Genomic DNA, 23,205 nt, shown 5'->3' on the forward strand with positions numbered 1-23,205 from the left:
GGCCGGGGTCCGCTATTGCCTGGGCTTGGGCGAGATCCAATGATTGGCCTGCGCAAAGGGAAACGCCCCGGCCGCGGGCAAGCGAAACACATGCAGAGGCAAACCTCCCGTTTGCAGGAAGTCGCTGAGATGCGCACCCACCGTCCAGGTATTGCCGATCGGGACGGAAAACAGCTGCACGCCCGATGCGGGAATGGTATAGGTGTTCATTACCACATTATTCTTCAAGGTAGACACATTATTGATGCCGGCAAAATGAACGGCGTCGAAATTCCGGTTTTGCAGGCAAATCAGTTGGTGGGACTGTACCAGCGGCTTGTCTTCCACATAGTGATTGGTACGGGCGATGATAACAATGTCGAGCGGCTGAAACGCCGCCGGATCGTCGCACGCGAATATTTTGCCGTTGTAGTAATCGGGAATCAGGTTGTGCTTGATATAGCCAGATGCGTTATCGGCGCCTGAATCGAACAGGAAGTCCTTCTCATGGGCGCTGAAATTCAGGTTGTACGCGAATTCAAAGCAATTCCTGCCTTTGCCGACGAAGGCCAAATCGTCCATATCGTAGGTTTTGCCGTTCATTGTGTATGCGTTGGGGAAGTTCATTTTTTCTCCTCTGTCTCAAGCGGCGGCCCGCCGCCGGGCCGCCTGCACCTTACATCCAGCTCACGCCCTTGATCTGCAGGAAGAGCGCGCTGACCGCGTCGTTCCAGCGCTCGCAGCGGCCCACCAGGCCGACGAAGATGTGCTGGTTGCGGTCGTCATAGGAGAAGATCGGCTCCAGGTTGCGGTCATTGCCGCCCACCCCCACGCCTTGGGGGAAGTTATTGGTCTTGATGCGGATATAGTCGATATAGATATTGCCTTCGCTGCTCGGCACGGCAATCTCCGTGATGTAGTCGGCGTCGCCCAGCGCAATATTCTCGACCTGGTTGCCCTGCTCCTGGCCGTGGGTGAATTTGCAGGTTTGTCCGCTGGCGTCCTTGTAAGTGATCTCGATCAGGTCGACATAGGCGCCGCCGCGCAGGCGGATATGGCTGACCCGCATGCCACGGTCGAGAAAGTCGGTGGTCGTCACATCGTGGTAGGGCTGGCCGCCGCCGCCGCCCAGGCGCTTGCTTTGCCGGGTCTCGTACTGGATCGAGGGCCAGCCATAGGCGGCCGCCGGCAGGTACGGATTTTCCAGCGGCGTGGTGGGCGACTGGTTGAAACGGTTGCGCAGCTCATTGCAGGCATCCAGGTCGGCCTGGATCTGGCGCTGGCGTTCCTGCGTGGCGCTGTCCAGGGTGCAGCCGTAGCGGCGCATGGTGTGCTCCAGATTGGCCAGGCGCTCCTTGATGCCGATCAGCCGCGCCTCCCTGGCCAGCAAACCTTCTTGCGCCCCGCTGCCGTTGAACAGCTGGCGATTGTGCGCCAGCGCGGCCAGTGCGGCCTCGATTCCCGGGTGGGAAAAGACGTGCTCGTAACCGGTGGTCTTGAAGCCGACCGTACCGGTGGGCAGATTATTGGCCGCCTCGAAGAAGGCGTAGGCCGTGCGGATGACGTCCTGCTCGCCGCTCATGGTGAAGCTGGAACCGATCACGGTTTGGTGCAGTTCGACATTCTGACTGATCTGCGTGACAGCATGCGAGAAGTTGCTGCCGGCCTTGCCCGACACGGTGACGTTCTCGATGATGCCGGACGCTTCGATGCGCGCCTTCAGTTCCAGCTTTTCCTCGCGGCTCTTGCAGCGGTAAGCGTAGACGGCAAAATATTGCGCGCCGCGTACCAGCTCGGAAACATAGGCGTCGCCGTACAGCTTGCAAAACTGGTCCAGCTCGGCCGCCGTGGCAGGGGCGGCGATGTCGTCGTGCAGCTGGGCCGCCTGGCAGTAGTGGCTTTTCGATACCACGCTGGCCTTCACCACGATGCAAAGGCTGTGCTCGCTGAAGCGCAGTTTTTGGAACAGGCTGAATTTTTCCGAGTAGCCGCCAATGCCCTCCACCGCGATCTTGCGGCCGATATTGATCTCCAGGCTCTGCTTGAGCGTATCCTCTTCCGAGCACAGCGACACCGCGATCTCGCTGTTGCCGCCGGCCGTGTCGAGTACCTGCGTGTGGACGGCCGTTTGCAGCGGTCCCAGGGTACAGGAATAGCCTTGGCCGATATTGAATGCGCTGCTTGGGGCGGAATGGTTTGCCATGTCTTGCTTTCTCTATTGTGGGGTAATGGGGGAGGCGGCCACGCATGCGCACCTCGGCTGTGCTGCCGCCCGCCGTGGATGGCGCGTACGGATCAGCAACAAATGTTAGCGAGATAACATTGCCTATCTTTTACCGTTTGTGCGGCAGTGCTAAAATTGCATGATTTTTTACTGGCCGCCCTGCGGCGGCGCTGGCGTCCGAATTGAATCCCCTGGTCATGCAACTGGTCGGCAAGATCGACCGCATCTTCTACCCCCAGTCCTGCCTCGACCCGGCTGGCGAGCTGTCCATCCAGGCGCTGGCGCGGACCTGCGGGCTGAGCCGCTTTCAGCTGCAGCGCCTGTTCAAGAAAGAGACTGGCATCAGTCCGCAGCAATTCATCGCCGCGCAGAGACTGGACGCGGCGGCCGCCTACGTGCGCCTGACCAACCAGCCCCTGCTCGATGTCGCCATCAGCATGGGTTACTGCGGCCAGCAATCGTTCACCCGCGCCTTCACGCGGCGCTGGGGCGTGTCGCCGCAGCGCATGCGGCTGAGCGCCAGGGCGCAGTATGCGGGCTTGGGCGCTGCCCACGCCGGGCCGCCTGCCGCGCCGCGCATCGTGCATTGGCGCGCGCCGCGGCGGCTCTGGCTCAAGCGCTACACCGGCCCTTACGCGCGCGTGCCCGAGCACTGGGCCGGATTCAAGGGCGAGCTGGCGGGGCTGGCGCAGTGCGCCAAGCCGCCCTACTACGGCGTCATCTACGACGATCCGGACATCACGCCGCCGCAGCGCATCCGCTATGGCTGCGCCATCGAGGCGCCGGCGAACGGGCACGCCACGCCCGAAGGATGGCTGGAACTGGACATCGCACCGTCGCGCTTTGCCGTCTTCCCGCTTCACCGCTGCTGCCGGACAGGGAGGGCGCGGCTGCGGAGCCGGGTGCTGTCGTGGTTCGCCGCCCAGCGCGAAAGCTTCGGCGCGGCGGGCGTGTTCGAACTGTACGAGGATTTGCCGGCCGGCGAACAGCGCGCACGCGCCATGCAGCTGCATGTCTCGCTGGCCAATTGAGCGAAAAAAAACCAAGCGGCGAGGCTTGGTTTTTGGCGGTGCTTCAATCCCTTGGCTTAGCCTTCGCCGGCCTGGTGGAACACCAGATCATCGACGCGGCGGCCGTTGCACAGGTGCTCGTCGATGATGCGGTCCATGTTTTCCGGCGTGACGTTGTAGTACCAGGTGCCGTCCGGCTGGACGCAGACGATGGGGCCGCCCTTGCAGGCGGCGAAGCAGCCCACGCGGCTGCGCTTGACGCGCAGATCGCCGGCATTCAAGCCGGCGGCCTTGAACTTGTCGCCCAGGCTGTCGAACAGCACTTGCGACTCGCCGTCGGCGCTGCAGCGCGGACCGGTGCAGATCAGCAGGTGGCGGCGGTAGTCGCCGATCTTGGGCTTGACCACCTCAGTGGCAGCGCTTCCTACGTTTTCGTCAGCGGCGCTCATGCTTCACCTTCCTCTACGGCGACTGCTTCGACCTCCACCGGCTCGGCCAGGGTGTCGCGGATATAGTCGGCCGGCAGGCGGTGCCGTGCGGCCAGTGTCTCGATGCTGTCGCCGGCCGCGTGTTCGGCCTGCAGGGTTTCCAGCCAGCCGAGCAGGCCGGTGCTCAGGGAGCGTCCGGCGCGTTCGCCGTCGCGGGTGGCGCCGCCTTCTTCCATATCGTACTTATTCGCGTAGCCGCGCGGCGTGACCATCAGGCCATGGCGCACAAAGGTATTGCTGTTGCCGATCAGGACAGTGCTCAGCATGCCGATATCGGCTTCGGCCATGCTGTCGAGCGTGGTGAAGACGATGTTCTCGCGGCGGCGGTAGGCGCTCTTCACGATGGCGACCGGCGTGTCGGGACGGCGGTGGCGCAGGAACAGGCGCTGCGCTTCCAGAATCTGGCGCGTGCGGCGGCCGCTCTTGGGGTTGTACAGGGCGACCACGAAGTCCGCCATGGCGACCGCGTCGAGGCGGCGCGCGATGGTGGGCCAGGGAGTGAGCAGGTCCGACAGCGAGATGGCGCAGAAATCGTGGGTCAGCGGCGCGCCCACCAGGGCGGCGCAGCTGTTCAGGGCCGAGGCGCCGGGGATGATTTCCACCGCCACCGCATCGTCCGGCGTCCAGCCGGCCTGGAACAGCACCTCGTAGGTGGGGCCGGCCATGCCGTAGACGCCCGCGTCGCCGGAGGAAATCAGCGCCACTTTCTTGCCGGCGCGCGCCGCTTCGAGCGCGCTGACGGCCCGGTCCAGTTCTTCGGTCATCGACTTGCGGATGATCTCCTTGCCTTCGATCAGATCGGCCACCAGCTTGATGTAGGTGACGTAGCCGATCACCACGTCGGCTTCGGCGATGGCGGCGCGGGCGCGCTGGGTCATGTGGTCGACGCTGCCGGGGCCGATCCCCACCAGCATGATCTTGCCCGCACCAATGGCGGCTTGTTCGAGTTCTTCGTTCATGGATTTTTCCTTGCGATCGAGACGGTGGCATTGCGGCCATCGGCGCCCCGGAGTTTATGTTTTTCGACCAGCAGTGCGCTCATCGGCGTATCGGGTCCGGCGGCCAGCAGCGCGGCCGCTTCGCTCACCGATGGCGTGCCGGTATAGCGCAGCACCGTCTCGGAGGGATGCGGCACCTGCACAGCGGCCAACTGCTCCGCTTCATAGAAATGCAGCGGCCAGCCGTATTCCTCGGCCAATGCCAGCAGCGCGGCTTCGTCCTTTTTCAGCGTGATGGTGGCGGCGGCCACCACTTGCCCGCGCGTGGCGCCGGCTTCGGCCAACGCCGCTTGCACGGCCTCGCGCACGGTTTCCAGCAGCACGCCGCGGTCGCAGCCCAGGCCTACGGTGAAGGTGGTCATGCAGCGTCCTGCGGCGGGCGGTAGACCACCAGGCGCTCATGCAGCGCGTCCCAGCGCTCGGCCGGCACGTCGGCATGCGTCACCCACAGCAGGGCAGCAAAGCGCTCCAGATCCACTTCATCGAAGCGGCTGAAACGGTGGATGTTGTCGGGCAGTGGCGTGGGACGGGTCCACCAATCCGGGCTGCCCGCTTCCTGCACGAAGGCGATCGGTTCGCCGTTCACCACGTGCGCCGAAACGCGCGTGATGTTGATCTTCGGCGCTTCCACGCGCCAGCCCAGGTGGCGGCCCAGGATATCGACCGGGATGGTGCGCCCGACATCGGAGGCGGTGGTCAGCACCGGCGCGGCGCCCATCAGATCGGCCACGCGCTCGCTCCATTCATTGGCGCCGCCGACGTGGCCCGAGAGCACGGGAATCACGTACTGGCCGGCGTCGTCGACCACGATCACGCCCGGGTCTTCGTCCTTGCTGCGCAGATGCGGGGCGATCAGGCGCACCACGGCGCCGAGCGAAACGAAGAACACGATCTGGTCGTAACCTTCGAACAGCGGGCCGATTTCGTCGCGCAAGGCGCCTTCATAGGCGCGCACGGTGTTGGCCAGACCGGCAAAGTGGGCGGCGAACTTGGCCGAGGTGCAGATATCGGCTTCCGGCAGGTCGGCCGCCAGGCGCGCGGCCAAGCCGGCGCCATGCTTGGTGATGGCGACCAGGCAGAGGCGCGGGCTGGCTGGGTTTTGGATAGGTGCGCTGCTCATTCAGTCTCCGTTAGTAAGGGTTGCGGGCCGCTCTTCTTGAGACAGCCCTTGATGCGTTCGCCGCGAATGCGGTGCGGGTGTTTGACGATCAGCAGCGACAGATAACTGACCTTGGTGCCGCGCAGCGTCAGGATTTCGGCAGCGCTGAAACGCCGCTCGTCCGGCGCGCCGACGCGCTCGATGAAATACGAGCCGGCCAGCAGGTCGCGCCGCTCCAGCCAGTCGATCAATTCGTCGAGTATGGGCTTGACCTTCATCAGCACCAGGGTATCGAAGTCGGGCAGCAGGCGGTCGACGGCGCTCACGCCATAGGCGGCGGGCACGATGGCGACGGTGTCGTCCTGTTCGGCGAAAGGAATCGGCACCTCGGCACAGGCGGCGGTGAACGAGTTCACGCCGGCGATGATCTGCACCGGAACGTGTTCATCGATGCTACGCACGGTGCGCGCCAGATGGCCGAAGGTGGCGTAGGTGCTGGCGTCGCCTTCGACCAGGAACAGCACGTCGCGCCCGGCGCGCAGCCAGGGCAAGATGGTTTCGGCGGCCTTGAGCCAGGCGCGCGCCAGCTTCTCGCCATCGTGCGTCATCGGGAACAGCAGCAAGGCGTGTTCCTCGGGCGGTTCCAGTCCGGCGCGCTGCACGATGTCGAAGGCATAGCTTGGCGTCTTGCCGCTGCGCGCCGGGTAGACCCAGACGGCGTCGCGGCGCTGCAAGGCTTCCCAGGCGGCGCGCGTGATCAGACCGGGATCGCCCGGACCGAGCGAGATGCCCCACAGGGTGCCGCGTACGGTGGCGTCACGCATCGGCAGCCTCCGTTTTCAACGCGGCCGCATCGCGGCGCGCGCAGACGATCCACACCGGATTCTCGGCCGCCATGCGGTGCATGTGCAGGATAGGCTTGCTGCGCGCGGCCTGCAATTGCAGCACGTCCCAGCTCACCCCCTCGCCTTCGAGCGCCTGCAAGGCGGCGGTCGCGGTGGCCAGGTTTTCCAGCGTGACGAAATTCATCACCAGCGCACCATTGGGTCGCAGGCGGCGCATCACGCCTTCGATCAGCGTGGACAGCTCGCCGCCCGAACCGCCGACAAAGACGGCGTCCGGATCGGGCCAGGCATCCAGTCCCTCCGGCGCCTTGCCGTGGAACAGGCTGTAGTTGCTGACGCCGAAAGCTGCGTGGTTCTGGCCCGCGATGGCGTGGTCGGCCTCATTCTTCTCGATGGCATAGACGTGGCCCTGTTGGCACAGGCGCGCCGCTTCCAGGCCCACCGAGCCGGAACCGGCGCCGATATCCCATACCACGCTGTCGGCGCGCAGTTGCAGGCGCGCCAGGCTGACGGCGCGTACTTCCTGCTTGGTGATCAAACCCTTTTCCGGCTGGCGTTGCACGAATTCGCTGTCGGCCAGACCGAATCGCACCGGGCGCGGGGCCGGCGTCACGCGCCACAGCAGCACCACATTCAGCTCGGCGAAGCGCATCTCCGCCGCCTCCTGCGGACTGAGTTCGGCCAGCACGCGCTCCTCCGGCTGCAGCAGGTTCTCCGCCACCGCCATATGGAAGTCCTCGCCCAGGCCTTCGGCCAGCAGCAGACGCGCGATGCGGTCGGGACTGTTGTCGGGACTGGTCAGCACCAGCAGGCGCGCATGCTGGCGTGCCGCCTGGGCCAGCGCGTACAGGCCGTGGCTGGGCGCACTGCCGCGCATCCATTCGCCCGCATCGCGCGCATGCACCGAGACGATGCGCGCATCCTGCCAGGGCAGGCCGATGCGAGCGCAAGCCAGTTGCAGCGTGGAGAGGTTGGGCAGGATATCGAGCGCCTGCACGCACAGGTGCTGGGCCAGATAGGGCGCGATGCCGTGGCACAGCGGGTCGCCGGTAGCCAGCACCACGCAGGACAAGTGGTCGGCGCGCGCGGCGCGCACCCATTCGGGCACTTCTTTCAGCTTGCCGGTCAGGTCATGGCGCGCGGCGCCGGATTTGAATTCGCCGCCCAGCAGGGCCAGCGTGCGGGCGCCGCCGATCACCACATCGGCGCTGCGCAGATAGGCCAGCGCGGTCGGGCTCAGACTGGCGACGCCGTCATCGAGCACGCCGATCACGCGGCAGGGGTTGGGATCTTTCACGCAGGTGTCCATGGATTCACTCGGGTTCAGGTTCTGGATCGACATCGACGATATGGTCGATGCCGGTGCGTCCGGCGCTGGCGGGACGCTCTTGCGGCAAGGCTGGCGCCGACCACACATCGGCCACCTTCTGGCCGGTGAAGTCGCACACCAGCACGCGCAGCCGGAAGTTGCGACCATAGCGGTCGGGCGCGGTCAGGGTGTCGATCGCGGCTTGGGCCAGCGCATGGTGGAAGGCGTCGCCCAGCCCGCGCTCGACCATCAGCTCGGCGCCGAAGCGCGCGGTTTCGGCGGCGGCGATAGCGACGCAGTCTTCCTCGGAGGCGCCGATCTGGCGCGCGATCCGCGCCACCAGGTCGGTATCGACCTCGCTGCGGTTGGCGTGGGTGATGGTTTCGCCCTGGGCGATCTTGGTCAGCTTGCCCACCATGACCGCCATGACCACCAGGCCGATACCCTGGGCCACCACTTCATCGAGGGCGTAGCGAAGGAAGTCGCCCATCTGCACGAAGCAGGCCGCGGGCAGTTCCGGACGCTCTTCGCGCAGCGTCGTCATGGCAAAGGTCTCGGTGCGTCCGCCGGTGGTCAGCGCCACCATATTGTGGCCGGCGGTGGCCGCCACCTGGACGCCCTGCACCACGCTGGCGCGCCAGGCCGCCGTCGAATACGGCTTGACGATGCCGGTGGTGCCAAGAATGCTGATGCCGCCCAGGATGCCCAGGCGCGCATTGGTGGTCTTCTTTGCCATCACCTGGCCGTCCGGCACGCTGATGGTGACTTCGATGCCATGCTCGGCCAGCAGTTCGGGCGCGGCTTCGAGCAGGTTGTCGGCGATATTACGGCGCGGGACTGGGTTGATGGCCGGGCCGCCGACTTCCAGGCCCAGGCCCGGCATCGTCACCGTGCCGACGCCGTCGCCGGCGACATAGGTCACGACGCCCGCCTGGCCGGGCAGCAGGCGCAGGTCCACCGTGAGGTGGGCGCCGTCGGTGCAATCCGGATCGTCGCCGGCAAACTTCACCACCATGGCGTGCGCGCTGTGCGCATCGCAACGCCCATCGTGGATGGCGAAGTTGACCCGGCTGCCGTTCGCCAGCAGGCTTTCGATTTCCTCCGGCACGCGGCCGGTGGCCAGGCCCAGCACCGCCGCGCGCGCGGCGGCGGCGGAACAGGCGCCGGTACTGAACCCGGTACGCGTACCGCGTTCGGCCTTTTCCTTCATGGACGCTCCGCCTGCTGGGTCTTCTGGCGTGCTTCGGCCAGCGCCAGCAGCGCGTGCAGCGCCGCCACCACCAGCGTCGAACCGCCTTTGCGGCCGCGAATCACGATCCATGGCACTTCGTTCACTTCCGCCATCAGGTCTTTCGATTCGGCGGCCGAGACGAAACCGACCGGCATGCCGACCACCAGGGCCGGACGCACGCCCTCTTCGCGGATCAGGCGCACCAGCTCGATCAGCGCGGTGGGCGCGTTGCCGATGCCGACGATGGCGCCATCCAGCAATCCCAGGCGGTGAGCCTTGCGCATGGCCTGCACGGCGCGCGTGGTGTCCTCGGCCTTGGCGGTTTCGATCACGTCGGCGTCGCTGATGAACTGGTGGGTCTTCATGCCGAAGTGCGCCAGGCGCGGCTGCGACAGGCCGGAGCAGATCATTTCCACATCGGCCACCACGGGCGTGCCACCAGCCAGCATGGCCTGGATGCCGGCTCCCACGGCTGCCGAATGGAAGTCGGTCAGGCCATTGAAGTCGAAATCGGCATTGGCATGGATCATGCGGCGCACGATGGGCCATTGATCCTCGGTATAGGCATGCGGACCGGTTTCCGCATCGATGATCGCAAAGCTGTCATGCTCGATAACCTGGCCGGCTCGGGTCAGCTGCTCGGTGACGGTGTTGACGGTGCTCATGCTGGCTGATCCTCCGCTTTGCTGTGGGCATGGCCGTGGTCATGCGCGTGATCGTGATGATCGTGGTGGTGGGCATGGCCATGCTCGTGGTCATGGTGGTGGCCGTGCTCATGCGCGTGCTCATGAGCGTGGTCGTGTCCATGTTCATGGCCGTGCGCGTGATCATGCGCATGGTCATGGGTGTGCGCGTGCGAGTGGCCGTGGCCCAGATCGTGGGCGATTTCGCGGTAGCTGCAACCGTCGCATGGCAGGCGGCTATCCGGCACGCCGCCACGCAAATCTTCCACACGCTGGTCCATCAGCGCGAAAATCTCCGGCTCGAAGCCGAAATGCTCTGAGCAGGTAAAGCGTATCTGCGGATACTGGCCGCGCAGATGCTCGACCTGGCGGTGGATGCGCTGCATCAGCGTGCCGGTATACAGGTAGTACGGCAGCACCACGATCTGGCGCATGCCCAGCAACACCTGGCGCTGCACCACTTTTTCCAGGCGCGGCCAAGTAATGCCGGTAAAGGCCAGATCAACCAGCTCGTGATCGCCCTCTTCCAACAGCCAGCGCGCCATCTTGGCCATTTCGCCGTTGGCGCCGCGATCGGAAGAACCGCGTCCCAGCACCACCACGCCGGTGGTGGTCGGATCGGGCATGTCGAGCGCGCCCATGGCCTTGCGCAGGCGGCGCTTCAGGATCGCCAGAATAGGATCGCAGGCCGTCAGGTGCGGCGCCAGCAGGATTTCAGTCTGCGGACAGGCGGCGCGCGCCTGCTCCACCGCTTCCGGAATCTCCATCTTGACGTGGCCGGCCGCATTCAGAATCAGCGGCACCACCAGCACGCGGCGCGAGCTGCGCGCGGCGTTGAGCAAAGAGGCGTTCAATTCCGGCGGCGCGAATTCGATGAAGCACAGCTCGATGCGCCAGCCGGGACGCTGCGCGCGCCACTGGGCCGCGAACTCGCGGATTTCCTGGTTGCCGGAATCTTCGCGGGAACCGTGTCCGACGATCAGGATGGTGTCGCTCGCTGGCATCATGATGGTTTGGGTCATGCGCTGGCCTTTCTGAAACGATGAGTGAATGTAGGGTCGTAGAGTTTGGAACGCACCAGGCTTTCCCAGTGCAGCGCGCCAAGCGTGGGGCTGGCAACGATCATGGCCTGGCTGGCGACGCCGGCCTCGCGGCAGCGCTGCTTGATATCGGCCAGGGTGCCGCGCAGGATTTTCTCCTCGCCCGGCCAGCTGGCTTTATGCACCACCAGCATGGGCGCGTCTTCCGGCCATCCGGCGGCGCGCAGCGCGGCTTCCACCTTGTACATCAGCGTGATCGAGAGGAAGATGCACAGCGTGGTGCGGTGCGCCGCCAGGCTGGCCAGATCCTCGCCCTCGGGCATCGGCGTGCGGCCTTCGACGCGGGTGAAGATCACGCTTTGGGTGACTTCGGGCAGCGTCATCGACTCGCCCGCCGCCGCCATCGAAGCCATGGCCGAGGACACGCCCGGCACCACGGCCCATTCGATGCCGGCCGCCGTCAGCGGACGCGCCATTTCGATCAGCGCGCCATACAGGCCCGGATCGCCGGTCTGCAAGCGCACCACGGTGGCGTGCTTGCTCGTCTGCTCGATCAGCCACGCGGTCATTTCTTCCAGCGTCATATCCTTGGAATCGCGGATTTCGCAGCCGGCCGGCGCGTACAGCGTGGCGGCGCGGTCCACCAGCGAACCGGCGAACAGCACCGCGCCCGCTTGCGACAGCAGCTTCTGGCCTTTGACGGTGATCAGTTCCGGGTCGCCCGGGCCTGCGCCCACGAACCAGACCTTGCCGAGCGACGCGGCGCCTGGGTTGGATGTCATACGTTTATCTCTCCTGGGTATTCAAGCACTGGCAGCGCGCGCAGCGCCTCCAGCAATAGGTCGGTGCTGCGCGGCGCCGGTCCTGGCGGCAGCACGCCGCGCTTTACCAGCTCGGCATGCAGGGTCAAGGCCAGCGGCGGATGCTGGCCAGCCGCGCGCAGTACCTCGGTCTGGGCCGCCAATTGCGCCGCAGGACCGGAAGCGACGCAGCGGCCCGCCGCCATCACATGGATATCGTCGGCCCAGCGGAAGGCGAAATCGACATCGTGCGTGGACAGCAGCACCGTGACGCCGCGCGCCGCCAGGCGGTCCAGCAGCGCCGCCAATTCGGCCTGCATCGGCGCATCCAGCCCGGCCATCGGTTCGTCGAGCAGCAGCACTTCCGGCTCCATCGCCAGCACGCCAGCGATGCAGACGCGCTTCTTCTGGCCGAAGCTCAGATGGTGCACAGCGCGCCGCGCATGGCCGCGCAGGCCAACGGCATCGAGGGCGGCGGCCACGCGTTCGCGCACGGTGGCGTCGTCCAGGCCCAGGTTAAGCGGCCCAAAGGACACATCCTCCTCGACCTGGGCCGAGAACAATTGGCGCTCCGGATTCTGGAACACCAGGCCCACGCGGCGGCGCAGCTCCACCAATCCGGCGCGGCCATAGTCGAAAGCCTGTCCATCCAGCAGCAATTGACCGGCAGTCGGGCGCAGCAAGCCATTCAAGTGCTGCAGCACGGTAGTCTTGCCCGCGCCGTTGGCGCCCAGCAGCCCATGGCGCCGGCCGCGGCCCAGCGCCATGCTGCAATCGCGCAGGCCGGCGCTGCCGTCCGGGTAGACATGATCGACCGCCCGCAATTCCAGCACAGCGCTCACCAGCGGTCCCCCGCCGCCACGGCCAGCAGCAGCCCGCCGGCCAGCGCGGCCCAGACGGTCTGCCGACGCGCCTGCGGATACGCGGCAGGCAAAAAGCGCAGCGTGCCCTGATAGCCGCGCGCCTCGGCCGCCATTTGCAGGGCCGCCGCGCGCTGCCATACCTGCACCGCCATCTGGCCCGCCAGCAGTCCCAGCGAGCGCCACGCATGGCGCCAGCCGCGATAGCCGAGGCGCGCGCTCTGCGCGGTGACGCCTTCGTCCCAGGCTTGGCGCAGCACGAACAGCATGCGGTAGCACAGCACCATCAGATCGAGCAGCAGCTCCGGCGTGCGCAGGCGGCGCAGCAAATTCAAGAGATCCGGCAAGGGCGTGGTCAGCACCAGGCCAAGCAGCGCCGCCAGTATGGTCAGAGAACGCAGGGCGGTACGCCCGGCCGTGGGCAGCAAGGCGGCGCTCCAATGCCAGACGCCATCCGGGCCGGGGCCGACCAGCATGGTCAGGCAGGACAGCAGTAAAAAACCCAGCGGCGGCATGGCCACCGCCAGATAGGTACGCAGCGGCACGCGCGCGCCCAGCAGCGCGGCCAGCGCCAGCGCGGCGGCAAGAGCGGCCAGCACGGCGGGACTTTGCGCCAGCCAGGCCGCAAGAATGCCGGCCAGCGCGAATAGCGCCTTGGCAGTGGGCGCTACGCCGCGCCAGCGGCTGGCGTAGGCCGCCGTCTCAATCAGCACGCTGGTCCTGAGGCAGGGAGGCCGGCGGCGGGTTCGGCGTGGCGGCGCGGCGCGCGCGTTCGCGCGTCACCGACATGCCGAGCCAGAAACCGATCACGCCAGCGCCGAGCGCCGCCTGCAGGGCAAACAGCAGCGAAGCGATCTCGCCGCTGGCCGGTTCGACCACGGGCGAGAACCAGGGCTTGTAATCCGGCGCGATGCTGCCGATTGCCTGCTGCGCGCGCTCGTCGGCGCCGCCGAAAACGGAGGGCGCTTCGGCGCCCGGTTCCGCTGGCGGCGCGCTGACCAGCCACAGGGGAAGTACGGTCAGCAGCACGATGGCGGCCCAGATCATCCAGGTGCGCGCCTTCATGCGCCCTCTCCTTTGCGCAGCGCCATCACCGGCAAGGCGCGCAGCTCATGTTCGTTAAAGCGTGCCATGGCGTTCACCACCAGCACCGTCAGCAGACCTTCGCTGATGGCGATCGGCACCTGGGTCAGGGCGAAAATGCCGGCGAACTTGGCGAAGGAAACCTGGATGCCGCCGACCGGATCGGGAAATGCCCAGGCCAGTTGCAGCGAGGTAGTCACATAGGTCGCCAGATCGCCCAGGCAGGCCGCCAGGAACACGGCCAGGGAACGCGACAGGCCGAACGCAGACAGCATGCGGAATATGCCGTAAGAGACGAAGGGACCGACGATCGCCATCGAAAACACATTGGCGCCGAGGGTCGTCACGCCGCCGTGGGCCAGCAGCAGCGCCTGGAACAGCAGCACGACAAAGCCCACCGGCACCATGGCGGCGGGGCCGAACAGCAGCGCGCCCAGGCCGACGCCGGTGGGATGCGAGCAGCTGCCCGTCACCGACGGCAGCTTCAAGGCGGACAGGAGGAAGGCAAAGGCGGCGGCCACGCCCAGCAGCATGCGCCGTTCGGGGTGCGCCCGCAGGCTCTGGCCCACGCTGTGCAAGCCCCAGGCCATAAAGGGTAAGGAAGCGGCAGCCCAGCCCAGCGCATGCGCCGGCGGCAGAAAACCTTCCATGATGTGCATCCAGAACCTCCCGTCGCAGAATTAAGCGGCACACCAAGGGGGGAGATGAGAATGGACGGTCGACGCGGGCTGGAGATACGGATGCAGGAGTCGGTCGACAGCTGCTCCCGTCACCCCGGGGAATGGTGCTGACAAATCAGGGCCGGTATTCTGGCTCGCCGTCATCCGTTTCCTCGCCTTCCCGCTAAACTGCAGTGGCATGTTGGAGGATTCGTCAGGCTTACAGCAGCGGGGGCTGCACCGGAATGGCCGCTTTTGGCGGATTCACCGGTTTCCCGTTTAACGCCATCCCAGATCTGGAATAAGCGCACCCAAACAAGAATATTACACTGTCGAGCAAAGAGCTGGCAAATTTGAAGCGAAGCAGGCCTGTTTTTTCAAGCGATGGCAGCGCCGCGATGCGCGTTCCACGCTGCCACGGTGCGCAGCAGGCGGCCGAGAAAGGCGCCGCTAAACAAGCCGAGAGCCAGGCAGGCCGGCAGCGCGAAGCGCAGATCGCCACGTAATGCCGGCTGGATGGAAAGCGCCACCGCCACCGCGTATTTGCAGCAGAAAACCGCCATCATCAGGACCAGCGGCATCCAGCTGCCGCGCTGTAAAACCACGCCCGCCACGCGGTCCACCCTGACCGGGCCGGAGCGCATCCACATCAAGCCCGCGCCAATCAGCATGCCCAGTATCCAGGCTGCGCCAGCCGGCGTCTCCAGCCCGAAGCCATGCGCCACGCTTTGCCCTCCCAGAACCAGCATCACGCCGGGGATGATGAACGCGCCGCGGTAACTCAGCACGCGGTCCTTGCTGGCCGCCACACCGCGATACAGCAGAAAGACCAGGATGGCCCAGACGTAGACCGGGGTGTGGCTCAGGGTTTGCTGCAGCATGGCGTGGACTCCTTATTCGTTGTGTTCCGATGGTTGGACTATGCGCGAGCGCGCCGCCCGGCGCGACCGGTTTGCGACGAAACCGGGCCAGGATGGAGCGAAACCGGGGAAAGGCGGAGCCGGCACCTGGAGCGCAGCCCCCCCGCCCTTCCCATCCCCCTCGCAACAGCGCGCGGTACTGCATTTGCCGAATGGTTTAAGGCATGCCGAATTTGCACAATGAACTTACCGTCATCCACGCAGCAACCGACAGGAGCCAGGCCGAGATGGAGATCAGCCACCGCACCAGTAACGACGCCATGCAGCAGTTAGCCGGCCCCGCCCTGGTCCGGCAGCTCAATGTCGAGTGCGAAGCCATGGCGCGCCACGCCTTGCGCCACGGCCTGCCGGTGCCGCCGGAGCTGATTGCCAGGCTGGCGATTCTGCTGGCGTTGACGCAGGCGCTGGCCCAGCAAGGGTCCGGCACCGTCCGCCGCGACAGCCACCTGACGGAGCTGGCGGACATCCACCAGAAACTGGCCATGGCTGTGGCGCCGGCCACTCCGCAAGGCATACGCCTGCTGGAACCGGAGCAGCTGCTCAAGCAGCGCTTTGCCTGGCTTGGCCCGGTGCCGCTGATCCGCATGCTGACGTCGGTGGCCGCCGCCTTTCTGGTGGCCGTGCTGCTCACGGCGCTGTCGGGCGAAGTGTCGGGCCAGAATATCAAACTGGGCCTGCTGGAGTCCTCCGGCACCATCCTGCTGCTGAACGTCCTGTTCCTGCTTTTTTGCGCCGGCCTGGGCGCCTCTTTTGCCACCCTGTTCCACGCCCACCGCTACATCGCCAACCTGACCTATGACCCGAAGTACGACGCATCCTATTGCGCGCGCCTGATTCTCGGCCTGATTTCCGGTCTGATACTGGCCGAGCTGCTGCCAGCCCATATTTTTAATGAGGGCAGCATGAGCAGTTTCAGTAAGCCTGTCCTTGCCATGCTGGGCGGCTTTTCCGCCACCGCCGTCCACAACCTGCTGCAACGCCTGGTCGAAACGCTGGAGGCGGTGGTGCGCGGCGATCCTTCGGCGCGCTATCAATCGGCGCTGGACGCGCACAAGGCCCAGCTGTTCACCGACCGCGCCCAGTCCCGCAACGAACTGGCGGCACAACTGCTGTCGCTGCAGCAGGCCAGCGACAGCGACGCCTCGCCGGAAGCGCTGCGCCGCAAGATCGCCGAACTGACCCGCAGCATGCTCTCGCCGCAGGGCGCCAGGACCGAATCCATCCCCGCTCCAGCAGACTCCAAGGAATAGCGCGATGATCCACTTTCTATACAACATTCCCAGCTCCTGCATGGCGTTGATCGTCGTGGGCCTTACCATCCTGGCCGCCTTCCTCGGTTATGCGCTGACGCGGCGCATGCACCTGATCGAGGTCGATGCGGAGCAGCGCGCCATGGCGCTGACCATGGTGTCCATCATCACCACCATCAACTCCCTGCTGGTGGCGTTTGCCGCCGTCAGCGTCTGGGGCGCCTATAACGATGCCGGACAAACCGTCTCCTCCGAGGCCATCAGCGCCAGCGAGCTGGCGTACGACATGGCGGCCTTCGGCAGCCCCTCCGCCACGGCGGCGGGACGGGAGCTGCACGCCTACCTGGAGCAGGTGGTGCATGCGGAATGGCCGCGCATGCAGCAGGAACTCAGCTCCGATCCCGCCACCAACACCCAGTTCAATAAATTGTTCGCCAAAGTCCTGCAGATCGAGCCGGTCAGCCTGCGCCAGACCGCGCTGCTGCGCGAAATCCACCAGCGCATCAATGAGATGGTCAAGTTCCGCCAACAGCGCCTGCTGACGCTGGAAGTGGCCATGCCAGCCACCCTTTGGGCCGTGATGCTGGTCGTGAGCGCCCTCTCCTTCCTGCTGCTGTATGTGATGCCGCCCACGCCGTTCTACGTCGCCCTGCTCTGCAGCTGGGCGGTGACGCTGGGCGGTGACGCTGGGCATGGCCTTCTTTTTCATTCTGGCGGTCGACCGGCCATTCGCCGGCGAATTCAGCGTCAGCGCCGACGCTTACCAGCATGTTATCGATGAACTCGTCCAGGGACAGATCTGGACACCTACCCAGCCGCAATGAGGGCGGCGCTTTCTCACCCTGAAAGGAGCGACATCATGACGCAAGATGAATTTCGCCTGATGGCCAATCTGTCACCCCAGGCAGCACAACGCTGGTATGCGGCGGTACGCGATGCCATGGATGAATACGAGATCGACACGCCGGCGCGCATTGCGGCCTTCATCGCGCAAACCGGACACGAAACCATGAGCTTCGTCTACACCCGCGAAATCTGGGGTCCGACGACGGCGCAGCGCGGCTACGAGCCGCCTGGCGCCAAAGCCGCCATGCTGGGCAACACCGAAGCGGGCGACGGACGCCGCTTCATGGGCCGCGGCCTGATCCAGATCACCGGCCGCGCCAATTACAGCAAATGCGCCGCAGCGCTGGCGGTGGACCTGCTTGGCAATCCCGACTTGCTGGCGCAGGAAACGCTGGCGGCGCGTTCCGCCGCCTGGTGGTGGAAAGCCCACGGCTGCAACGCCCTGGCCGACAGCGGCGACTTCAAGGCGCTGACCCGGCGCATCAACGGTGGCCTGACAGGCCTCGATGACCGCATGCGCCGCTGGGAACTGGCCAAAAGCCATTTGACCAGCACCTAGCGGCAACCGGCAGTCCGCTGCCCCTTCATTCCCGTGCAAGACCGCGCGCCCGGCGCCCAGCCCGGCGCTTGCCGCAGTGCGCTCTTTTTCACCTCATAGGAGACCATATGCACCTCACCAGCCATGAGCAGACTATCCTCGGACTGATTGCGCGCGGCCGCTCCGACCGCGCCATCGCCGAAGAACTGGATATCAGCCTGTCCACCGCGCGCAAGCACCGCGAAAACCTGCTGGCCAAATTCGAGGTCAGCAAGTCGAGCCAGCTCGTGGTGCGCTATTTCGCCGACTATGGCGTGCCGCTAAAAAAAATGCAGCAGAGACTAGCGCCTCGCCAGTTTCGCTGCGCGAGCTGGAGGTGGTCCAGCTGCTGCTGCAAGGCCTGAGCGACAAGCAGGTCGGGCGCCGGCTCGGCATCAGCGACCAGACGGCGCGCACCACCGCTCCCACCTGCTGCGCAAAGTCGGCGCAAGCAATGTCTGCGCCTTGCTGTACGAAGCCATCAGCGAAGGCTGGCTGCATTTGCCCGCGTCCGCGCAGAGCAGCGCCTCCCTACCCAGCAGTTCGCGTTTCATCCCCGCAGTTCCAACCCAAGCAAACGTTCCGCCACCGGCTATCCGCCGGCCGGATTGAAAGGAGAGAAAATGACACAGCTATCCACGCATCGCCATCCGCGCCTACTGATCTTGCCCGGTCTGTTTCTGACCCTGGCCCTTGCCAGCGTGCCGGCGCAGGCGGCCCCGCTGCCCGCGCTGGCGGCCTATGGCGCGGACCCTGGCCAAACCTCAGTATCCGGCATGTCCTCGGGCGCATTCATGGCGGCCCAGTTCAGCGTCGCCTTTTCCGCCACCGTGGTGGGAGCCGGCATTGTCGCCGGCGGCCCATTCTATTGCGCCGGCCTGTTCGCGCCGACGCTGCCCGCCCAGGCGGCCAGCTCCGTCTGCATGGCGCCGGTGGGCAGCGGGCCGCGCGCCAGCGCAGCCTTGAACTTCGCCAGCGCCTTCGCCGAAAAAGGCCAGATCGACAGCTTGAGCGGACTGGCCCGGCAAAAGATCTATATCTTCAGCGGTACCAAGGACCAGGTGGTGAAGCAGAAGGTCGTCGATCAAACCGCCAAATTCTTCGCGCTGGCGGGCGTGAAAGCGGCCAATCTCAAGTACGTCAACAATATCGCCGCCGGCCACGCGCTGCTGACCGACAGCCCGGCCAACAACGCGTGCGGCACGACGGCCGCCCCCTTCATCAACAATTGCGGCTACCAGCAAGCCCGCGAAATCCTGAAATGGATCTACGGCCCGCTACAGGAGGCGGGAGACAGGCCGGCCGGCCAATTGTCGATGTTCGACCAGGCGCCCTTCGATCCGGCCGGCAAGGCAACGCTGGGGCCGATCGGCTATGTCTACGTCCCGGACGCGTGCGAAAAAGCCGCTTGCCGCATTCACGTCGCCTTCCATGGCTGCCTGCAAGGCGAACGCACGCTTGGCGACCGCTATGCGCGCACCACCGGCTACAACGAAACCGCCGCCGGCAATCGCATCATCGTGCTGTATCCGCAAATCGCGGCGTCGAGCCGCAATCCGCTCGGCTGCTGGGACTTCTGGGGCTATACCGCGCCGGACGACACCGTGCATCCGGATTTCTATTCGAAACAGGCGCCGCAGCACGCCGCCATCGCCAGCATGCTGAAACGCCTGAGCGAAGCCCGCCCATCCCCTGACCAGACCACGGAGCCAAGAAGATGAACCCGATGACACCATCCGATGAAACGCTGCGGCAATTCTCCGCCGCCTGCCTGGTATTCAACTCCAGCTTCAATACGCAACTGGCCGAGCTGCTCACCGCCGGCGCCAGGCAACTGGACTGGCGCGGCCCCGGCCGCGTTCTGCTGCAACTGCACGACAATGCCACCACCGCCGGCATTGCCACCCTGAACCGCCTATGGTCGGTACAGCGCGACAGCCTCGATATGAAGGCTTCCGCGCGCAGCCTGCAGGGTGCCGCCAGCATGCAGGCGGATATCGCGGAAGGCTGTTGGCAAGGTTTGATGGCCTACACCCAAGGCCAGTCGGAAGCGCTGGAAACGCTGCTGGCCAGCGTGGCCGAAGCGCGCGACACCAACGACATCATGCTCGCCACGGGCGCCTTCTGTAATGCAGGCCAGGCGGCCGGCAAGCAGGCGCTGGCCAAAGCCGCAGGACTGGGCGGCGCGGCGGGACCGGCGCTCCAGTCCTGGCTGCAGGCCAGCTTGCAGAGCGGCGAGGATAGCACCGACTGAGCCGCGCGCAGGCACCTCATATGGGCAGGCTCCACGAGCCTGCTTTTTTTTGCCGCATCGATCCACACGCAAAAAAGCGGGCCGCAGCCCGCTTTCCCTTCCATTTCCGCCATTTACGCGGTGCGCACGTTTTCCAGGGTGAAGGTGAACGGCTGCGAGTTCGGGCCGGGACCGCCGCCGGTCAGCACGATATCGGCACTGGCCACATTCAGCAGCGACAGTTCGGTATTGATGTCCGAGATCACAGCCGATGCCATCACCTTGCCCTCCTCGATCTGCGATGCGACGCCGATCCAGATGGTCGGCTTGATTTCGAAGACCGCCTTCTGGCCCGGCGCCACCGAGGTTTTCAGCGCCAGCAGTTTGCCGTCCTTGAAGATGCCGGCGTTGATCGCACCGGTCGCCAGGTCGTTGCGAACATGGACTTCCTTGCTGCTGTTGGCAGGGCCGACGCGCGACAGGACATCGCCCGAGCCATCTTTAGCCATATGGAACAAGTCGCCATTGGTGGCGGCCAGGCGCGGCGTGTGGTTGCCATAGCTGTCGGCGGCGCTGACCTCCATCGCCATCGGGAAGGTGAAGGGGTGGTTATCGTACACGCCGCAGTTTTTGATGACGCGCCATGCCACATGCAGCTCATCGAAATTCGTGGCCTGGTTCTTCTGAAAGATGACGATCTCCGAATTGTTGGCGTCATTGGATCGGTTAATGAAGTTCAGTTTGATGTCCATTTGCATACTCCGGTTAAGGTAGATGGAAGGTGCTGCATGCCGGCACGCCGGCTTACTTTGTCATCCTGAGCCGGCAGCGCTCAGGCGTAGACAAGGTTCTCTAGGTGGAAACCGGCGGGCACCGCGCCCGCCTCGTCTCCTCCCGTCATGATCAGATCGGCGCTGCGCAGACCGGCCAGCCGCAATTCACAGGAGGCGCCGGCCATCGTTTCCGCGTCGAGCAGTTGGCCTTCGCGCACATCGCCGCCGACGCCGATGCGCAGCACGGCGGGAATGCAAAAACTCACCCCCTGCCTGAGCGCCAGGCCGCTGCTGCGGGCCAGCAAGCGTCCGTCGTTGAACAGGCAGGCGTACAGCGCGCCGCGCGCCATCCCGTTACGGACCACGATGCCATCTGCCGCTTGGGCGCCGCAACGGCTGAAGCAGCGGCCCGCCGCCGTCGGCAGCACGGCAAACGCATCGCCCTCGCGTGCCGCCAGACGCGGCGAAAAATTACCGTAGCAATCCCCTATTCCTGCCTCCAGCTGCAAGGAGTAGGCGAAGGGATGCAGCCAGCCATATGGGCAATTGCGGATCACCTTCCACGCCACGGCTTGCAGCGGCGCGCCGTTGGCGATGGTGGGCTGAAACAAGAACACCGTCTGCCGGCACCTGCTGCTTGCGCGATTGATGAAGGTGAGCTGAATATTCATTTGCCGCTTTCGGTCTGCCGAATTGGATGTGTCCACGATACGGCGCGCGCCAGCCTGGAACCATTACGCGCGATTACACGGCCTTACGCCGGCAGCGGAAACTCACCCTCGACATTCCCGCCCCGCGTAATCCTGAACGCCAGCGTCCCGAAGCGAATCTCGCCGCGCCGCCGCTCGACGATGGCAGCCGCCTGCGCCTGCGGCGGCATAGCCTGCGCGAACTGATGGCGCGCGCGGTGGATCTGAATGTTCAGGTGGCTGGCGTCGAGTCCCAGCATCTGCGACAGGCAGCCGACGTCGACCCAGCCCTGGCTGCTGGCATCCAGCCCGCGTTGGGCGTCGGCCAGACGCAGACGGGCCAGGGTCAATAAGCTGTAGTGGTGGACGCGTTCGCCCAGGCCGATCTGCGCGTCCGGCGCGAGCGCGATATCGAGGAAGACATGTTCTTCATTCAGGCTGACGTGGAAATGCAGGCGCGTCGCGTCGGCCCTGGATGCTGCGCAAGGAGTCATGGCGGTTTTCCTGTTTTGGATGAATCCAGCTTGATGCCAGCGGGATGGACTAGGCTTCATTCTGGATAGATGGAACAGGCTTCACCATTCGGCAGATGCGGTATGCCAGGCCTGAAAAAGAACAGGCCGCGGACAGACTTGGCTGGCCGCGGCCTGGCAAGGGATGCAGGATCAGGCTTGGACCGAGCTGACCGCCAGGGTTTCAGTATGGCCGCCGACCGGTCCGGTGTAGGTAATGAGGGCTTGCGTCGCCGTCTGGATCGTTGCCTGGGCATTGGTGCAGGTAAACTGCAGCGGGCCGCCGGCCAGGCCGGCCAGCACCACACCCATCGGCAGCAGTGTGATCTGAACGATATTCGCAGCGGGATGACCCGCCGCTTGCATCAAGGTTACGGTTGGCATGATGTCCTCGTCATAAAGGAAGGAATGAAGCCCCACCCGGCTGCGCGGGAGGGGCCGCCGCTGGAGCCAAGCCCCAGTTCCCCCACCTTAACGAGCGGCGATCCGGCACACCATTACGGCCGATTACAGCGCATTACCCCAACGCGAAAAGGCAAAAAGCCAGCCGCAATGCAAAGCGCCGGTCCTGAACTGACAGCCGCTGTCGGTTCGGAGGCGGCTACCGGCGCTCATCAGACCATCGAGTTGCACCAGCTGCTAGCGCGGATAAACAATGAACTGATCCAGCTTGCCGTCGGGCGTGAAGTAAGTTGGCACCCGCACGGTCCCGCCGGCGGTCTTGATGCGAAAGAACCGGTAGACCAGGCCACCCCGACGGTCGGAACGCGTTTCGACGATGTTCTCCACCTCGCCCATCGGTTTCAGCGAAGCGGCGAAATCGGCGACGACCTGGTCGCTAAAATGGCCGCTCAAGCCTTCGCTCATCATGCCGCGGTCAGGACTTCCGGCTTGTAGCTGTACGAATAGCGCACGGACCTTGTTCAAGGCAAGAGAGGCACTTGAGTCAGCGGCAGGCGCAAAGAGAAGAGCTTCGATCTCGGCTGTGACTTTGTCGCTGGTACTGCGGTGGTCAAGAAATTTCGGACACAACAATAGGTTCACGCACTGCCATTTTCCGTTCATAGACGGCGGGCGACAGATTGCCCAATGCTGAA

At 65.3% G+C, this 23,205-nt stretch carries 29 protein-coding genes and 1 riboswitch; of the genes, 7 read left to right on the plus strand and 22 right to left on the minus strand.

Translation table 11 applies throughout. From position 1 onward, the window contains the following. Nucleotides 1-12: 12 nt before the first annotated feature. Both FHS03_RS23000 and FHS03_RS23005 read right to left on the minus strand, forming a co-directional pair. Nucleotides 13-606, minus strand: a complete 594-nt coding sequence (locus FHS03_RS23000) for a hypothetical protein (RefSeq protein WP_183443254.1) — start codon at nt 604-606, stop codon at nt 13-15. A gap of 49 nt (nt 607-655) precedes the next feature. Beyond that, complete coding sequence (locus tag FHS03_RS23005) at nt 656-2,182, minus strand: jacalin-like lectin (protein WP_183443255.1); 1,527 nt, start codon at nt 2,180-2,182, stop codon at nt 656-658. Between the two features lie 203 nt (nt 2,183-2,385). Between FHS03_RS23005 and FHS03_RS23010 the strand changes: the two genes are divergently transcribed. Further along, nucleotides 2,386-3,234: an AraC family transcriptional regulator gene (locus FHS03_RS23010; protein ID WP_183443256.1), complete on the plus strand. Its 849-nt coding sequence runs from the start codon at nt 2,386-2,388 to the stop codon at nt 3,232-3,234. 56 nt (nt 3,235-3,290) lie between these two features. Here FHS03_RS23010 and FHS03_RS23015 read toward each other — a convergent pair whose 3' ends face one another. The 15 genes from FHS03_RS23015 to FHS03_RS23085 all read right to left on the minus strand — a co-directional run bounded on the left by FHS03_RS23015 (nt 3,291) and on the right by FHS03_RS23085 (nt 15,189). Continuing rightward, nucleotides 3,291-3,662 (minus strand): (2Fe-2S) ferredoxin domain-containing protein, encoded by a 372-nt coding sequence (locus FHS03_RS23015; protein WP_183443257.1) that lies wholly within the window; start codon nt 3,660-3,662, stop codon nt 3,291-3,293. Continuing rightward, nucleotides 3,659-4,660, minus strand: a complete 1,002-nt coding sequence (gene cobJ, locus FHS03_RS23020) for a precorrin-3B C(17)-methyltransferase (RefSeq protein WP_183443258.1) — start codon at nt 4,658-4,660, stop codon at nt 3,659-3,661. The genes FHS03_RS23015 and cobJ overlap by 4 nt, the downstream gene beginning before the upstream one ends. After that, complete coding sequence (locus FHS03_RS23025; RefSeq protein WP_183443259.1) at nt 4,657-5,061, minus strand: cobalamin biosynthesis protein; 405 nt, start codon at nt 5,059-5,061, stop codon at nt 4,657-4,659. Before FHS03_RS23025 ends, cobJ begins: the two co-directional genes overlap by 4 nt. Next, nucleotides 5,058-5,819, minus strand: coding sequence for a cobalamin biosynthesis central domain-containing protein (locus FHS03_RS23030; protein ID WP_183443260.1), 762 nt, complete (start codon nt 5,817-5,819; stop codon nt 5,058-5,060). Before FHS03_RS23030 ends, FHS03_RS23025 begins: the two co-directional genes overlap by 4 nt. Next, nucleotides 5,816-6,622, minus strand: a complete 807-nt coding sequence (gene cobI / locus FHS03_RS23035) for a precorrin-2 C(20)-methyltransferase (RefSeq protein ID WP_183443261.1) — start codon at nt 6,620-6,622, stop codon at nt 5,816-5,818. The genes FHS03_RS23030 and cobI overlap by 4 nt, the downstream gene beginning before the upstream one ends. Beyond that, a complete protein-coding gene (gene cbiE, locus FHS03_RS23040) occupies nt 6,615-7,952 on the minus strand; it encodes a precorrin-6y C5,15-methyltransferase (decarboxylating) subunit CbiE (RefSeq protein ID WP_183443290.1) in 1,338 nt (445 codons plus the stop codon). The genes cobI and cbiE overlap by 8 nt, the downstream gene beginning before the upstream one ends. A gap of 4 nt (nt 7,953-7,956) precedes the next feature. Then, complete coding sequence (locus tag FHS03_RS23045; RefSeq protein ID WP_183443262.1) at nt 7,957-9,162, minus strand: cobalt-precorrin-5B (C(1))-methyltransferase; 1,206 nt, start codon at nt 9,160-9,162, stop codon at nt 7,957-7,959. Continuing rightward, nucleotides 9,159-9,848, minus strand: a complete 690-nt coding sequence (locus FHS03_RS23050; RefSeq protein ID WP_183443263.1) for a precorrin-8X methylmutase — start codon at nt 9,846-9,848, stop codon at nt 9,159-9,161. The genes FHS03_RS23045 and FHS03_RS23050 overlap by 4 nt, the downstream gene beginning before the upstream one ends. Then, nucleotides 9,845-10,888 (minus strand): sirohydrochlorin chelatase, encoded by a 1,044-nt coding sequence (locus FHS03_RS23055; protein ID WP_229426361.1) that lies wholly within the window; start codon nt 10,886-10,888, stop codon nt 9,845-9,847. Before FHS03_RS23055 ends, FHS03_RS23050 begins: the two co-directional genes overlap by 4 nt. After that, nucleotides 10,885-11,688: a precorrin-4 C(11)-methyltransferase gene (cobM, locus tag FHS03_RS23060; RefSeq protein WP_183443264.1), complete on the minus strand. Its 804-nt coding sequence runs from the start codon at nt 11,686-11,688 to the stop codon at nt 10,885-10,887. The genes FHS03_RS23055 and cobM overlap by 4 nt, the downstream gene beginning before the upstream one ends. Next, nucleotides 11,685-12,548, minus strand: a complete 864-nt coding sequence (locus tag FHS03_RS23065) for an energy-coupling factor ABC transporter ATP-binding protein (RefSeq protein WP_371871761.1) — start codon at nt 12,546-12,548, stop codon at nt 11,685-11,687. The genes cobM and FHS03_RS23065 overlap by 4 nt, the downstream gene beginning before the upstream one ends. Further along, nucleotides 12,545-13,279 (minus strand): cobalt ECF transporter T component CbiQ, encoded by a 735-nt coding sequence (cbiQ, locus tag FHS03_RS28280; protein WP_183443265.1) that lies wholly within the window; start codon nt 13,277-13,279, stop codon nt 12,545-12,547. Before cbiQ ends, FHS03_RS23065 begins: the two co-directional genes overlap by 4 nt. Continuing rightward, nucleotides 13,269-13,631, minus strand: coding sequence for an energy-coupling factor ABC transporter substrate-binding protein (locus tag FHS03_RS23075; RefSeq protein ID WP_183443266.1), 363 nt, complete (start codon nt 13,629-13,631; stop codon nt 13,269-13,271). The genes cbiQ and FHS03_RS23075 overlap by 11 nt, the downstream gene beginning before the upstream one ends. Continuing rightward, nucleotides 13,628-14,299, minus strand: coding sequence for an energy-coupling factor ABC transporter permease (locus FHS03_RS23080; RefSeq protein WP_229426362.1), 672 nt, complete (start codon nt 14,297-14,299; stop codon nt 13,628-13,630). The genes FHS03_RS23075 and FHS03_RS23080 overlap by 4 nt, the downstream gene beginning before the upstream one ends. 132 nt (nt 14,300-14,431) lie before the next feature. Next, nucleotides 14,432-14,638, minus strand: a riboswitch (cobalamin riboswitch). 47 nt (nt 14,639-14,685) lie between these two features. Beyond that, entirely contained in the window at nt 14,686-15,189 is a 504-nt protein-coding gene (locus FHS03_RS23085) for a DUF6622 family protein (protein ID WP_183443268.1), read from the minus strand. Nucleotides 15,190-15,392: 203 nt separating this feature from the next. Here FHS03_RS23085 and FHS03_RS23090 point away from each other — a divergent pair, with 203 nt between their 5' ends. The 6 genes from FHS03_RS23090 (at nt 15,393) to FHS03_RS23115 (ending at nt 20,155) form a co-directional block, all read left to right on the plus strand. Beyond that, nucleotides 15,393-16,478, plus strand: a complete 1,086-nt coding sequence (locus FHS03_RS23090; RefSeq protein ID WP_183443269.1) for a hypothetical protein — start codon at nt 15,393-15,395, stop codon at nt 16,476-16,478. Between the two features lie 4 nt (nt 16,479-16,482). Continuing rightward, nucleotides 16,483-17,259 carry a bestrophin-like domain gene (locus tag FHS03_RS23095; protein ID WP_229426363.1) on the plus strand — a complete coding sequence of 259 codons (777 nt, stop codon included), beginning with the start codon at nt 16,483-16,485 and terminating at the stop codon, nt 17,257-17,259. A 78-nt stretch (nt 17,260-17,337) separates the two neighbouring features. Then, nucleotides 17,338-17,883 (plus strand): glycoside hydrolase family 19 protein, encoded by a 546-nt coding sequence (locus FHS03_RS23100; RefSeq protein WP_183443270.1) that lies wholly within the window; start codon nt 17,338-17,340, stop codon nt 17,881-17,883. Nucleotides 17,884-17,990: 107 nt separating this feature from the next. Further along, a complete protein-coding gene (locus tag FHS03_RS23105) occupies nt 17,991-18,266 on the plus strand; it encodes a response regulator transcription factor (RefSeq protein ID WP_183443271.1) in 276 nt (91 codons plus the stop codon). 258 nt (nt 18,267-18,524) lie between these two features. Continuing rightward, on the plus strand, nt 18,525-19,622 hold the full coding sequence (locus FHS03_RS23110) for an extracellular catalytic domain type 2 short-chain-length polyhydroxyalkanoate depolymerase (protein ID WP_229426365.1): 1,098 nt from the start codon (nt 18,525-18,527) through the stop codon (nt 19,620-19,622). Between the two features lie 5 nt (nt 19,623-19,627). Further along, entirely contained in the window at nt 19,628-20,155 is a 528-nt protein-coding gene (locus FHS03_RS23115) for a hypothetical protein (RefSeq protein ID WP_183443272.1), read from the plus strand. Between the two features lie 113 nt (nt 20,156-20,268). On the opposite strand, the gene FHS03_RS23120 is transcribed toward FHS03_RS23115, so the two are convergent. From FHS03_RS23120 to FHS03_RS23140, 5 genes are all read right to left on the minus strand, one after another. Continuing rightward, nucleotides 20,269-20,886 carry a hypothetical protein gene (locus FHS03_RS23120; RefSeq protein WP_183443273.1) on the minus strand — a complete coding sequence of 206 codons (618 nt, stop codon included), beginning with the start codon at nt 20,884-20,886 and terminating at the stop codon, nt 20,269-20,271. Between the two features lie 80 nt (nt 20,887-20,966). Further along, on the minus strand, nt 20,967-21,518 hold the full coding sequence (locus tag FHS03_RS23125) for a hypothetical protein (RefSeq protein ID WP_183443274.1): 552 nt from the start codon (nt 21,516-21,518) through the stop codon (nt 20,967-20,969). 143 nt (nt 21,519-21,661) lie between these two features. After that, nucleotides 21,662-22,090: a hypothetical protein gene (locus FHS03_RS23130; protein ID WP_183443275.1), complete on the minus strand. Its 429-nt coding sequence runs from the start codon at nt 22,088-22,090 to the stop codon at nt 21,662-21,664. A 171-nt stretch (nt 22,091-22,261) separates the two neighbouring features. Next, complete coding sequence (locus FHS03_RS23135; RefSeq protein ID WP_183443276.1) at nt 22,262-22,492, minus strand: hypothetical protein; 231 nt, start codon at nt 22,490-22,492, stop codon at nt 22,262-22,264. Between the two features lie 255 nt (nt 22,493-22,747). Next, nucleotides 22,748-23,205, minus strand: a 458-nt coding sequence (locus FHS03_RS23140) for a hypothetical protein (RefSeq protein WP_221208236.1), incomplete at its 5' end; no start/stop codon positions are given.

Origin of the sequence: Pseudoduganella violacea (assembly GCF_014191875.1) — a bacterium.
GTDB lineage: Bacteria > Pseudomonadota > Gammaproteobacteria > Burkholderiales > Burkholderiaceae_D > Rugamonas > Rugamonas violacea_A.